The sequence below is a fragment of the Streptococcus sp. SK140 genome, assembly GCF_000259525.1.
In the GTDB taxonomy this organism is placed as follows: Bacteria; Bacillota; Bacilli; order Lactobacillales; family Streptococcaceae; genus Streptococcus.
The window spans coordinates 79370-91794 of record NZ_AJML01000032.1; the positions used below are offsets into that span (position 1 = coordinate 79370).

The 12425-nt window shown below is 36.7% G+C and carries 14 protein-coding genes and 1 pseudogene; all 15 read right to left on the reverse strand.

The window, feature by feature from the left end; all coding sequences use genetic code 11:
* Window positions 1–58 precede the first annotated feature (58 nt).
* Window positions 59–526, reverse strand: a complete 468-nt coding sequence (gene nrdI / locus HMPREF1116_RS09125) for a class Ib ribonucleoside-diphosphate reductase assembly flavoprotein NrdI (protein ID WP_000757905.1) — start codon at window positions 524–526, stop codon at window positions 59–61.
* A gap of 74 nt (window positions 527–600) precedes the next feature.
* Window positions 601–1134 carry an ABC transporter permease gene (locus HMPREF1116_RS09130; RefSeq protein WP_000729010.1) on the reverse strand — a complete coding sequence of 178 codons (534 nt, stop codon included), beginning with the start codon at window positions 1132–1134 and terminating at the stop codon, window positions 601–603.
* A gap of 61 nt (window positions 1135–1195) precedes the next feature.
* Window positions 1196–2482, reverse strand: a complete 1287-nt coding sequence (locus HMPREF1116_RS09135; RefSeq protein WP_000278856.1) for a response regulator transcription factor — start codon at window positions 2480–2482, stop codon at window positions 1196–1198.
* A 2-nt stretch (window positions 2483–2484) separates the two neighbouring features.
* Entirely contained in the window at window positions 2485–4158 is a 1674-nt protein-coding gene (locus tag HMPREF1116_RS09140) for a sensor histidine kinase (protein WP_081478800.1), read from the reverse strand.
* The gene (locus HMPREF1116_RS09145; RefSeq protein ID WP_000526277.1) at window positions 4136–4750 is read right to left on the reverse strand and encodes a YesL family protein; all 615 of its coding nucleotides are present in this window, start codon (window positions 4748–4750) and stop codon (window positions 4136–4138) included. The genes HMPREF1116_RS09140 and HMPREF1116_RS09145 overlap by 23 nt, the downstream gene beginning before the upstream one ends.
* Before the next feature lie 289 nt (window positions 4751–5039).
* Window positions 5040–6305, reverse strand: a complete 1266-nt coding sequence (locus HMPREF1116_RS09150) for a tyrosine-type recombinase/integrase (RefSeq protein ID WP_000447180.1) — start codon at window positions 6303–6305, stop codon at window positions 5040–5042.
* An 89-nt stretch (window positions 6306–6394) separates the two neighbouring features.
* Window positions 6395–6643, reverse strand: coding sequence for a MerR family transcriptional regulator (locus tag HMPREF1116_RS0102375; RefSeq protein ID WP_001058391.1), 249 nt, complete (start codon window positions 6641–6643; stop codon window positions 6395–6397).
* A complete protein-coding gene (locus HMPREF1116_RS09155; protein ID WP_001040935.1) occupies window positions 6636–7241 on the reverse strand; it encodes a replication protein in 606 nt (201 codons plus the stop codon). The genes HMPREF1116_RS0102375 and HMPREF1116_RS09155 overlap by 8 nt, the downstream gene beginning before the upstream one ends.
* A 205-nt stretch (window positions 7242–7446) precedes the next feature.
* Window positions 7447–8052, reverse strand: coding sequence for a hypothetical protein (locus tag HMPREF1116_RS09160; RefSeq protein ID WP_000208709.1), 606 nt, complete (start codon window positions 8050–8052; stop codon window positions 7447–7449).
* Window positions 8049–9149 carry a type IV secretion system DNA-binding domain-containing protein gene (locus HMPREF1116_RS09165; RefSeq protein WP_000203863.1) on the reverse strand — a complete coding sequence of 367 codons (1101 nt, stop codon included), beginning with the start codon at window positions 9147–9149 and terminating at the stop codon, window positions 8049–8051. Before HMPREF1116_RS09165 ends, HMPREF1116_RS09160 begins: the two co-directional genes overlap by 4 nt.
* Window positions 9149–9469 carry a hypothetical protein gene (locus HMPREF1116_RS09170; RefSeq protein WP_000874693.1) on the reverse strand — a complete coding sequence of 107 codons (321 nt, stop codon included), beginning with the start codon at window positions 9467–9469 and terminating at the stop codon, window positions 9149–9151. The genes HMPREF1116_RS09165 and HMPREF1116_RS09170 overlap by 1 nt, the downstream gene beginning before the upstream one ends.
* Window positions 9470–9668: 199 nt before the next feature.
* Window positions 9669–10118 (reverse strand): RNA polymerase sigma factor, encoded by a 450-nt coding sequence (locus HMPREF1116_RS09175; protein ID WP_000066891.1) that lies wholly within the window; start codon window positions 10116–10118, stop codon window positions 9669–9671.
* Window positions 10119–10437: 319 nt separating this feature from the next.
* Entirely contained in the window at window positions 10438–11853 is a 1416-nt protein-coding gene (locus tag HMPREF1116_RS09180; RefSeq protein WP_000667629.1) for a hypothetical protein, read from the reverse strand.
* Between the two features lie 44 nt (window positions 11854–11897).
* Window positions 11898–12236 carry a Cd(II)/Zn(II)-sensing metalloregulatory transcriptional regulator CadX gene (gene cadX, locus HMPREF1116_RS09185; RefSeq protein WP_000711080.1) on the reverse strand — a complete coding sequence of 113 codons (339 nt, stop codon included), beginning with the start codon at window positions 12234–12236 and terminating at the stop codon, window positions 11898–11900.
* An 11-nt stretch (window positions 12237–12247) separates the two neighbouring features.
* A pseudogene (locus HMPREF1116_RS11950) lies at window positions 12248–12425 on the reverse strand (cadmium resistance transporter); the annotation flags it as partial.

Here is a 12425-nt window from a genome sequence, read left to right on the forward strand (position 1 = left end):
CTTTTTAAGTAAATCCTTTATTCATGGAATAAAACTCTTCCTCAGAAAATCTAGCCTCTTACAAAACTTCTAATTCATAGAGTTCCGCGATAATTCCTGCAACCTTTTTAATATCTCCCAGCATTCCACGCATCTCAAAGTCAGCTAGAACAGGGAAACCAAAGCGTTGGCTGTATTGTTTAGCCGTCAAACAGTATTGGTTGTTAAAGTTACGATTACCGGATCCTACAACACCAAAACACTTGCTGGCATTGTCACCATAGGCGATAAAATCCCCTACTGGAGTGGTCAAAATCTCCACATCTCCGTTATCAACACCATTGCCACCTTCTAGATAAGTCGGTAGGAAAGCCACATATGGGTTGGTCATTTCAAAGAAGTCTTCCCCTTCCTTGACCAAATCTTTAATATGAATTTTTTCTACTTCAATGTTCTCATACTGTTCTAATAGGTAAGCCTTCAATCGTGTTACGAAACTCTCCGTATTTCCGCTCAGACTGATGTAGACCAAGGAAACTTTTTTCATGCTCTCCTCCTTTTTTTGAATCATAAAAAAATAACTACCAAGATTGTATCTTGATAGTTATCCTTTGTCAACTCTTAGGCCAGTTCTTCCTCTTCTTGAGCTTCTGTTAATTCTTTTTGCTGACGCCACATTTTATAGAAGACGATTGCTAGGAAGATAACATTGAGTACGATCCCAAAAATGGCTGAACCTTTGGCACCAAGCTCCGCTCCCATACGGATGTTAGGATCTGTAAAAAGTGAAACCGCATCCTGAACGCCGATAAAGTTGTAGATAGAACCAACGATGGCAACGAAGACATAAGCAAGATAAGTGTAGTTAGCCAATTGAAGGTTTTTACGAATAAGGAAAACCAAAGCCACAACAACTAGAATAACAGATAAAACAACCAAGAGAATGCTGAAGACAGAATGGCCATGCTCCGATACCTTAATGGTGTAATCAACGAGCTCCTTAGCATAAGTAGCATTAACACCTGATGCTGATGTTTCTAGATTGCTCATACCCTCCGCAGTAGGTACTGGAGATATGATTCCAAATAGCGACATTGCTGAGAGTAAAGCTGAAAAAATCAGTAATACCCATAGATAGATTGGTTTCTTTTTCATCAAAACAACCCCCTTATGTTTTTTAGTTTATTATAGCATATTTTAACAAGCAAAACAAATCCTACAAGTTGGCTTCCACCTGTTTTCGATAGGCTTTAGGAGACTTTCCACATAGCTTTCGAAAGACCTTATAGAAATAACCAACATTACTGTAACCAACTGTATAACAGATATCCTCAATACTATCATTAGTAGATAGCAAGAGTTGCTGGGCAGCCTTAATGCGTTGCTTATTGAGAAGCTCCGCAAAGGTGGAATTGGTTTCCTTCTTGATTAGCTGGCCCAAATAAACGGGATTGATAAAGAGATCCTTGCTGATATCCTTGAGAGAAAGTTCTTTTTTGTAGTCTCTACCAATGACTTCAAGCACACTAACTACATTTTCATTCATGCGGTATTGGCCAAAGAAGGAAGTCAAGGTCTCTTTGGTATAAGCGACTAAGTCCTCAAAAGTTGTAATGGCATGGATGTTTTTGACAATATCTGTCATGTCGTCTGCCTTCAAATGCTCAAAAAGATGGAAAACATCCATAACAAACTGAGTAAAGAGCTGCTTAGTGATAGAGACTCTCGGTGTATTTTCAAGAACAATCTTCTCAAGCAAGGTCAACTCCTCGATAATCTGCTGAAGATTTCCCTGGATAATCACTCGATAAATGGGTTCGTAGTAAGAAAAGAGACTTTCAGACTGATCTAAATTGACCGAACCATAAAAGAGTGTCTTTTCAATATCACGCTTCCATTTTTCAAAGTTGGCTTGATAAGGTGCCTCAAAAGGCATGACCAACAAGCCCTCAAATTCCTGATCTGCAAGGACAATTTGCCAGTCCTGACCTAGAACGTAGTAAGGAATGACAAAATTCCCTTGTTTTTCCTTAGAAAGTCCGATCCACCAATTTTCTTTTTGGCTGAGATGAGTCTTGAATGCTTCTTCATCTAGTTGCTGGCTCAATATTTCGGGCTCATGAGATTTTTCACCAAGCTGACTGGCAATCTTTTCAAGCAAGCGTTCAAGCTCAACCTTATCGACTGGTTTGACCAGATAATCAACGACATTGAGATTCATGGCTTTTTTGACATAGTCAAATTCTTGGTAGCCTGAAAGGAGGATATAGTAAGCATTTGGCAACAACTCCTTCATCTCCCCAATCATCTCAAGCCCTGTCTTGTCAGGCATATTGACATCAGAAATGACAATATCTACGGGATGTTCTCGAACGTAGTCCAGAGCGTCGTCAGCATGATTGGCTGTTGCAACGACTTCCATATCCCATTTGTCAAAAGGAATCAAACGTTTGAGCCCTTCTGTAATCATGTACTCATCGTCAACTAAAAGTACTTTATACATCTTTATCCTTTCTCTTCATTTTGAATGGTGATTCGATAGCGAACACCTTCTTGTTTAACTGATTCTACACTGATGTCATAGCGGTCGCCAAAGTAGAGTACAAAGCGCTCATGCACATTGACAATCCCAATGGACTGGCGTTTCCCACTATAATCCACCGTATGTTCGAAGGTTCTTTGAGCTAATTTATCCTGGATCTCTGCTAGCTTATCAGCAGGCATTCCACGCCCATTATCGGTTACCAAGATTTCGACATATCCTTCTTTTTTCAAGGCCTTGATACTAATCACATTATCTGTACGTCGATGATCAACTCCGTGGGCAAAATAATTCTCCACCAAGGGTTGGATGGTGAATTTTGGAATGCGCATTTCTTCCAATCCAGGGTCAATCTTAAATCCATAAGCAATGGATTTTGGATAACGCACCATACAGAGATAACTGTACTTCCGACAAAATTCCACTTCTTGCTTCAATGTTGTTTCTCGCTCATCAGAGATGTTGTTGCGCAGGAGACTACTGAATTCGTAGATAATATCCGCTAGTTCATTTTGGTTTTCCATGACTGCGTACATCCGTATAAACTCGAGGGTATTGTACATGAAATGTGGATTTATCTGAGCTTGTAGAGCGCGCATATGGGCATCTTTTTGGCTCAGTTCAAGCTGATAAATATCATGGATATTTCTCTCCAATCGATCCAACATATCATTTGTTGTCTCAGCGATTAAAAGTAATTCCTGGTCTTTTTTCGTGAGATCAATTCTTTTCCCCTGCTCCCCTTGCGCAATATCATGGATTGTTTCCACTAGATCAACAACTTGGGTTTGATACTTCGAAAATGTTTTTTTCAAGGTTACATATAAAATAACGATAAAGAGGAGACTCAAAGCAAGAATAAAAATCGAACTAAAGATACTCCCACTAAGGACATAATCCCTAGGAACCGCAACCTGAACCTGATATCCATGAGCTGTCTCATCTTGCAACCATTCCTCTCGATTACTTTTTTCACCTTGGTGAAACATATCCGTTTCAAAAGGAGAGGTGATGCTCACAGCAATTGGGATATTTCCTCTGGTATTGTCAATAGCCTTATAAAAAACATCGGAAGATACAGAGACATAAATAACACCAAGAGCTTGATCCGATACTGGATCGGATACGGGAATGGCGAAACTATTGGCATCTGGCTTAAAGGCATCTGCAGAAACCTTGTAACCACTACGATTGTCCCTCTTCGAAACATAAACTTCTGTCGAGTCTTGCAAGACAATGGCTACACCCGTTACAAAATCATTACGCACATAAAGGTCATCGATATTTTCATAAATGGATACAGATATATAGGGCGATGCTTTACGCTCCAGTTGCCAGTAGAAATAATCTGGTGTAGTAAGGCTAAAATACTTATAAATTCCCTCGATTCGCGCTTGATTATCTACTAAACTTTGGGCTGAACGCGCTGATTCTCGATAATAATACTCAACCTCACTCACTGTCCGAGTCAAAACCCGCTGGGAAACCTGTCTTGCTTCTTTTTCTCGACTATCCCAGTTCACATAGGAAATCAACAGGGCAAAACTAGCAATGATGACAATCATCACCCAAGTATAGGTTCGAAGGAGTGAATGAAGCCAAAATTGTTTCATTCTATTTGGACGCCAATTTTTCATGAATGCTTTCATAAACAGGCTCCAATAAATCACTAATAAAGAAATGCCACATACCAATCCCTACAAAAATAATGAGGGCTGGCATATAAAACCCAATAATGGCTAACAAGACGCTACCAAGAAGAACTTTAACCACTGCTGACAAGCTCATAAAAATTCCGATAAAGGCAAGCTTTAAGGTATTTTGATAGGATAAGTCAAAATAAACTTGTAATTTTAGAGAAACTGTATAAGCCAAAAAGACCAAGGCTACCAAAAAGATATTTAAAAATGTTGCTGCCAAGTGAATAATGGTCTGATGCGGCAATTGGATCATGAGATACAAACCATAAATCAAGATCAAGTCAAGTCCCATAAAGGCGTAGAAACTGAGATTGCTTTTAATAAAATTACTCTTGTAAAGAGCCCAAGCCTCTTTAAAACCATAGGCACGGTAAGAATAACCATGTTCTGCAAATAAACTCATGATAGTCGCACTAGCTGGTGCTATACCAAAAACCACACCTCCTGCTAGTGTCAATAACCAAAAATAAGCTGTAGCTATCATCCCCAAAAAGAAACGATGAAAGACTAGCTCAATAAAATTTCCCACGGTTTGCCTCCAAAAAAATAATCTAGAACTATTATAACATATTTCAAGCGCTCTCAAAAAAGAAGAGGATAGAAAAGGTAGTGAGAGTTTATCACTACCTGTTTACTATAATGTTACTAAAAATTAAAACCAATGGCCGAAACCATTGGTTTTAAGATGTTTATAATAAGTTAACTCTTATTTAACTTCTGTAAGAGTTAAATAATTTCTATTTTAGCTGTTAGAAACGTTGGTACATCAATGTTTCTAGAATGCTACCTAATAAAAGGTAGAGTGAATGGTAGAGTAGTTATTGCGTTAGCTCAGCAATCTTTTCAAGATAAATCCCCACAGCTTCTAACTTTCGTTGTGGTGCTAATTCAGCGTAAGTATCCATTGTAGTTGAAATTGATTTATGTCCCATTCTGACTTGAAGTTCTTTCCAATTTGTGCCAGCGTTGAGCAACATTGAAGCATGAGTATGTCGGAACAAATGGAAACCATAGTTTGGTAATCCAAGACCTACTAACCTTTTCTTAAGAGTTGTTCTCTCGTTTCTATCACACATATAGTTGCCATAGATTGTAGGGAAAATCAGTTTTGTTCTATGTCTGTTGTGCAATTCAAGATACAAGTTCATTTCGTGGTGGAAATCTCTGAGTTTTTCTATTATGGGGAGAGGGACAGGGACAGAGCGATTTCCTGCATCAGTTTTTGGTGTAGCTTTACAGATAACTTCCCCTTTTGTCCCATCTTTTTTATTTGCGGTTTTCCACATCAATGTTTTACTGACATTAATAGAAGAATTTTCAAAATCTAGGTCATCAATCGTCAACGCAAGTAGTTCATTTATTCGCAAAGCGGAGGCTAATAAAGTATTACAAATTAACTTAAATCTACGATTGGCTCTATTGTTATCTAAACTTTCAAGATAATTAAGCCATATTACAAGACTATCATCATGTAATACCATGATGCGTTGCTTATTTGATTTTGGCTTAGGTGGTATCTTAACAGAGCTAATAGGATTAGTGATTAGTCCATAGTTTGTAATTCCATAGTCAAAAATATCTTTCAACTTATGGATAACAGCACCAAAATCTTTAGCACTACCTTTATCAGCACGCTTTATACCAGATTCAATGGACTCTTTTGATTTCTTTGCCAAACCATTTAACCAAAGCTGGATATCCGCAGATTCAATTTTATCTGGTTTGTAATCTCCAAATTTAGGGATAATATAATTATCAAGATAACCTCTTACTCTGTTCAGAGTATTATGTGAGTTGACCCAGGTCTTATATGATTTAAACCATTCTTCAGCTAAATCTTCCAGTGTATCAATGACGATAACTTTTTCTCGTGTTGAGCCATTTTTTTCAAATTCTAGTCGTGCTCGAATGATTGCTCTATCTAACTGTTTTAGTGTCTTAGCTGTAATGGTAGTAGTGACTTGCTTACCAGTTTTGATATCTTTTCCCAGAAATGCCCCCTTCAAAGTGTATGAGATGGACTTATCTTTTTTGATTTTTTTAATGACTTTTTTGCCATTATGAATAATTGTTTCAGTTTCCATATTTGCCTTTCTTCATGGATATTGAAGTAGGCTAAAATAGTTACCACTCTTTCTTTTAGATAGAACTATTTTAGCAAAAATTTTCAGAATTAGGATTGTAAAAAGTTGATAATATCATCTAGTAGATAGAAGACGGTTCGAGTTCCCTCTATAGGAGGTTCTAATCTTTTTAATCCTTTTTGTTCCCAAGTTTTTAATGTGTTTGGGGAGATATTTAGCTGTTTTAGCAATTCTCGCTGTTGTATTATCTTTAGTGGTATGTTCTGTTCTTTGATTTGAATGAGTTTGATAAGTGTTTGCAATAGTTGTTCAATTTGTTCTAATTTTTCGTTATTCATTATTCTCTTTCTCCTCTGTGTTTGAATTATGGAGTCGATTAGGATTGTATCTTCGTGAATCTAGGTATTTGGCGAAGAAATATGTACGTTCAATAATAAGTCCTAATAAATTGGTATTGTTTGCTCGGGCATACCAGACCAATTCTTCAAATTCGGTAAAGTCGTTCTCTTCGATAATATCAACTACTTCATGTATAAAATCCGAGGAGTTCATCTCCATCAAGAATTTTTCTAAATTAAAGCCACAACCGACTTCAATATCCTCAATGTTGTAGGGGGTCTTATCTGGATTTTCCGCATGGGTAAAGTAGTCAAATAAACCAGTGGGAGACATAACTACCTCCACATGTGCTGGACCGTTTAGTTTGTCACTGATGATATTTGATACTTGTGAATAGCTTTTCAGTGAATCAAAGAAGAAAGCACCGTGTTTGTGCGATTTCTTGAACTCTCCCGTCTGTCTATTAACATCCTTATCGTGCCAAGGACTAAGAATAAACGGAATATGGAGTTCCTCTAATATATTCAAGTAGTTCTCTGGTGCGCTTTCCTCGTAGAAGAGAAACGTCCATTTGGTTGAGCGCTGTTCTTTTGCCATAGGCAGTTACCTCATTTCTTTTGGGTTCTATTACTAAGGAGAAATGACAGGTCGTATGCAAAGTTTTTTTGAAAAAATTGAATTTTTTGTGATTATTGATTATTGACCTATTGGGGGTCGTAGTAACCCCAATAGGTCATGATAGAAAAGAATATAAAAAGGGGCTGTCTGGCTTTTGCTTAACGCAAGCCACAGCCCCAAGGGATTAACGTTTTTGTCCAGTGAACCACAATTGGTTACGAACTCGAATAGGAGAGGAGAAATAATAGTCTGCGTGTTGGCTGACGATTTCTTCTTTTAATTGTGCTTCCATCTCTTTTAGGATTTTTTGCCCTTGTTGGTCTCTAGGGACTTTTAGAAAAATAGTGATGGTATCTTTTCGTATATCTACAATACACTTGCGAACAGCTCGGTTAAATCCTTTATGGATTGGATTGATGGTGGTAACGGTCTGGTGTTCAAGGTTGCTTATCTTCTGTACTCGTTCACGCTGAAACAGGAAGTGTCGCAACAGGAAAGTGTGATAGACAGATTGGATATAGTTCCGAAGACTATCTGTTTTCAACCGTTGTATTATCTCTAATCCAGTCAATAGTAAGGCAAGTAGTAGTGAAATAAGAGCGGATTTGTGACTTACAGAACTAATGGTATCAGTAATGTTTTTAACTGAATCTAGGTTGACAAATGAGATGTTGGCTAATTGGACGGAAAGAAAATTGAATAGCCAGCCGAAGACAGAGCAGATAGGAGTAGAGAGAACCAAATATAGTATAAGATTGAAACTTCTTATAAAGTAGTTTTTTGTGGTCATAGGATACCTCGCTTAGTGTAGTAGGTTGGACAGAGTAGGGGCAGAACTTGGTAGGGGTGTTCATTGTCGATAACTTGGATGATACCTGTACCATGTCCTGTTGGAATGACAATCCCCTCTGGATCGAGGTCAGGAAATAAAAATTGAGTAGTTTTCTGATTGATATTTCCAATTTGTAACAATACGTTTAGCTGTTCCCTTACTGAAATTGGGATAGTATTGTGGTCAAAACGCTGACTTACTAAAAATAGATGGATTTTGGTAGCACGTCCTAACAAGGCAATCTGTGAGAGTAAGGAGAAAAATGCTTCTTTGATATTCTTATTGACTCCCTCTGATAGAGCTAGGACTTCATCAATAACAATGGTTAGATGGGTAAATTGATGGTTGGGATTATCATACAAGATAGCTTGTCGTTTTTGAATGAGATTTGCACATTGACTTAATTGTTCGTTGACCTGTGATACAAAATCAGATTTTGAACGGTTTTCGACAGGGTGGATAACGGAAATATGATTTTCTCTTGCCCAACGACTTGGGGTATCAAATTTCGGGTCAATGATAATCAAGTCAGACATATGCTTCAGTACACTCAAGAAGTAAGTGAGAGCATACGATTTCCCAGAACCTGAATTTCCAGCAATAGCCCAGTGATTGACCTTGTCTAAATTGAGTTCAAAGTGCTTCATGATAGGGATTTTCCCATGTGGCAATCTGGCTGAAAACTTATCCAATTCAGGAATCGCTAAACGTTCTGAAATCCCTCTTTTCCAAGGGAAGAATAAACCACGTTGAATGTGTAAGTCATCTGTGTCTAGAGGGACAAAATAGGTAGCATTTTGTTTTAGAAGCGTATATTGTGGGTAAAGTGAAGCATTGGCAATCAGAAAGATTTTCTTGTATAAGTCGTCATCGAGGATATAAGCGCACGGTAGGCGAGGGACAAAGACAAAGCCGTCTTCTTGAATAATGACGTTAAAAGAATTAGTATAGCTGGTTTCCCCCTGCATTAAAGCCCCTAGAGCCATGTTTAGGCTCTGGAGCAGGTAAGATTGCAGGAAAGATTGGTTCAGCACATCACGAGATTGTGAGGTCATTACCGAACCTCCTTGATACCATTTGCTTTGAAGTAAACGTTATATTTTACTTCGCAGGCTTGTAGGGTGTCAAATTGAATCATGGATTGAAACGCTGGAAGCTCAATCGTATCTTCGAATTTTACTTGGAAAGGGTCTTGCCCTTCCTGTACAAACCATGCTTTATAGGCTACGATTTCTCCTGTTGGTTTTCCTTCTTCAAACCGTTGTTGTGGTTCAAGTTCGGTACTAAGTGAGTAAATCGGTTGTTTTTGACTGATAATTTTATCAGCCAATGTAGTTGTATAACCACCTTTTGTTGTTTTCATTTTAAACGCCATAGGGTTGTTCCTCCTTTATTATTGAGAAATAATACGAATGAGACTTGCTCGGTTTTGGTCGTGAGCTGGACGTAGTTGCTCTAGTTATGTATCACCTCCTTATTACTAAGGAGAATGAGACAACCAAACGCAAAGTTATTTGTTAAATTTTTAATTTTTTTATAAAAAATCCAGTGACAGAGACACTGGATTTGAGGTATTAGCGATAACTTTTTAATAAAGGAGCTAATTTTTTTAGTGCTTTACAATAATGAGATTTGACAGTTACATCACTCATTTTCTTGTAATGTTCAGTGATATAGCGAGCCGTTTCTTTATAGCTTGAATCTTGTTCCGCTATCATTTCAACAATCTTACTGTCAATTTCTGATAGGGATGCTTTAGCTTCACGAATAGCTTGTCTTAACTCCGCTAGGATTAAAGCTTCTTCGGGATTCAAATCAGAACTTGCAACTACTTCATAGCGTTCACGTCGTTTACCGTCATTACGAGATATGCTTTCTTCCATACTTCGTTTATGGTGGTATCGGTCACGCCGTTCTGCATTACTTTGTTCTTGTTGAAGCAAACGAGTTACTTCATTCCAATTTTTAGCTTTAATAGCTTCTTTGATTTTACGCTCACGGCGTTTTTGTACTTTATTGCTCATAATGATGAGCTCCTTTCCGTCCTTGGACAGAAGGAAACAAAATGAGCAAATATTGAACGCTGAGTATGCTAAAAGGCACAACAAAGAAACAGCGAAACAATTCTATGCAAGACATGACCTTTATCGTCATATCATCATATTTGTTTCAATCTGTCCTTTGATGGCCATCAATTTGGACTATTAAAATTTTTATCAAGAGTTTTTCTTGATATATTCAGTATAAGGCATAATGTTCTTTTATTTTTTACTTCTTTTTTTACTTCAATAAACTAATTTGTAAAACGAAGTGCAAAAAAAAACTAGGCGATTCACCTAGTTTTTAAAGAGCAAATTTTCGTATCTCTTCTTCGCTTAATAGTTTAATAAATGCTTGTTGAACTCTATCTAAAGCCGAAGCCATTGCGAGTAATTCCTCGTTTAATTGTTCTTGGAAATAGTATGTTACTTGTGTATTATTCGTCAATAATCCCTCAATATAGCGAGTGACATTTGTATTATCTAAATTGATATCATAGAGTTCAACTAAATCAACAAGGTCGATGTCGTTTATTCCCTGAGAGGCAATTTTTTCAATACGTTTCTTATCCTCTAGTGAAAATCTTGTTGGCTCTAATTGAATAGTGTGCCTTTCTTGAATTGGTCTTGTTGCATAAGGGTTGGAAACCCAACTGATAATTTCATCAAAAGTTCTTTCCTCAGTCCTTTCTATATCATTGGATTGATAAATATTAATGCCTAGATTTGCCAACTCTTCTTTAGAATATTTTTGATATAACTCTGTGATATCCTTACCTTGACTGAGTAATTTCATATAGTCCTCAGATATCTGTTTGAATTTTACTCCATCTATTTGTTGACCACCAGTCATACTAAACGAAGAGGTTGTTCTTCCTTTTTGAGAAATAACTAACGGGACGGATGTAAGGTAAGATTTTGGAATATTCTCTTTATACATTCTTTCTAATATATCATTTACCATAAATCCGATATTAAACAAGGGATTTTCTTTGAGTTTTTTTATTAGATTAGGGATAATTTCTGTCGAAACATTATCATACCACCATTTATTGATGAGAGGATCAATGTTTTCTTGCCTAAATGTTGAGGGTATGTCATTTCCGCCTAATTCAAATAGGATACCACAGACATTAACTTCAAATGATTTAATTAAATTATCCCCTAACATCAACCAAAGAATATCAAACATTTCTTCAAAATCAATGACAGTCAATTCATTGATGGTACGGGTTCTAAAACTTCTAGCGGGGTTATAACTTTTTCCACCAACCCATACGTCAATGTCATCTTTCTTGTGAAAAGTATCCATTTCAGTTTCAGTAGAAATCATAAATCTTTTTCTTTGAATATTGAAATTTGCAAATGTCTTGGCAATACTTAGACAACTTGATTGGATTGAAATTAAATCATCACTCATGAAAGAATATAGTTTTTCATCTACAGCCTCTAAATCTCTATATAAAATAGAACTGAAAAAATAATGAAACAGATTCTCAATAAACTCATCTAACTCTCCAAAAACGATATACGTATAGCTCGAAGCGGTTAGAGCATTTAAATAAACTAACATCGAACTCGTAATTGGTCGCTTACCACTTTCAACTTGACTAACTTGACCTGCATTGCCTAGTTCGCTTTGTGTAATATTGTACTTTTTTCTTAAACATTTGCTACGAGTAGGTCTTTCTTGTGAGTAATTTTCATCAAAAAATTTCATAGATAAGTCCTATATATAATCATGGAAAGTAGTAAAAATAGTTGTTATCCTAGTTGATTAAAAAAATCTCTGATTTCCTCATCTTTTATAAAATAATATATAATTTTCCCCTCTCTTCTAGTATCCAAGATGTTTTGATTGGCTAGTTTACGAAGATGGTGGGAGGCAGATGCCATACTGAGATTTAGTAAACAGGCTATATCACAGACACAGAGTTCTTCAACAGCAAGGAAATAAAAGATGATATTTATCTGTTTATTATCGGTAAACTTTGATAAAATACGAAGTGATTTTTGGACTTTTTCCTTTTCAAGGTAGTTCGTTGCGGTTGTAACATTTTGTTGATTTATAATATTCACTTGGCAGATACTATCTTTTTTCATAATTTTTTCTCCTAGCCGAACACAGTCCTTAGCATGTCAAAGCTGTTGTTTTCAATCAGGATATACATCCCCAATCCTAAATAAACAACGGCAATAAACCATCTGCTATATTTTCCAAAGTTTCTCCAACAGAAGGGACTTGTGCCAATTTTTGGGCAGAAAAAACCAAGAGATAAATCATGACTAGAA

Bases quoted from the DNA above. Each gene is read 5' to 3' on its own strand.
- nrdI (WP_000757905.1), bottom strand. From the start codon at position 526: ATGAAAAAAGTTTCCTTGGTCTACATCAGTCTGAGCGGAAATACGGAG.
- HMPREF1116_RS09135 (WP_000278856.1), bottom strand. From the start codon at position 2,482: ATGTATAAAGTACTTTTAGTTGACGATGAGTACATGATTACAGAAGGG.
- HMPREF1116_RS09155 (WP_001040935.1), bottom strand. From the start codon at position 7,241: ATGGCAAAAGAACAGCGCTCAACCAAATGGACGTTTCTCTTCTACGAG.
- HMPREF1116_RS09130 (WP_000729010.1), bottom strand. From the start codon at position 1,134: ATGAAAAAGAAACCAATCTATCTATGGGTATTACTGATTTTTTCAGCT.
- HMPREF1116_RS09140 (WP_081478800.1), bottom strand. From the start codon at position 4,158: ATGAAAAATTGGCGTCCAAATAGAATGAAACAATTTTGGCTTCATTCA.
- cadX (WP_000711080.1), bottom strand. From the start codon at position 12,236: ATGAAAAAAGATAGTATCTGCCAAGTGAATATTATAAATCAACAAAAT.
- HMPREF1116_RS09170 (WP_000874693.1), bottom strand. From the start codon at position 9,469: ATGGCGTTTAAAATGAAAACAACAAAAGGTGGTTATACAACTACATTG.
- HMPREF1116_RS09180 (WP_000667629.1), bottom strand. From the start codon at position 11,853: ATGAAATTTTTTGATGAAAATTACTCACAAGAAAGACCTACTCGTAGC.
- HMPREF1116_RS09175 (WP_000066891.1), bottom strand. From the start codon at position 10,118: ATGAGCAATAAAGTACAAAAACGCCGTGAGCGTAAAATCAAAGAAGCT.
- HMPREF1116_RS09165 (WP_000203863.1), bottom strand. From the start codon at position 9,149: ATGACCTCACAATCTCGTGATGTGCTGAACCAATCTTTCCTGCAATCT.
- HMPREF1116_RS0102375 (WP_001058391.1), bottom strand. From the start codon at position 6,643: ATGAATAACGAAAAATTAGAACAAATTGAACAACTATTGCAAACACTT.
- HMPREF1116_RS09160 (WP_000208709.1), bottom strand. From the start codon at position 8,052: ATGACCACAAAAAACTACTTTATAAGAAGTTTCAATCTTATACTATAT.
- HMPREF1116_RS09150 (WP_000447180.1), bottom strand. From the start codon at position 6,305: ATGGAAACTGAAACAATTATTCATAATGGCAAAAAAGTCATTAAAAAA.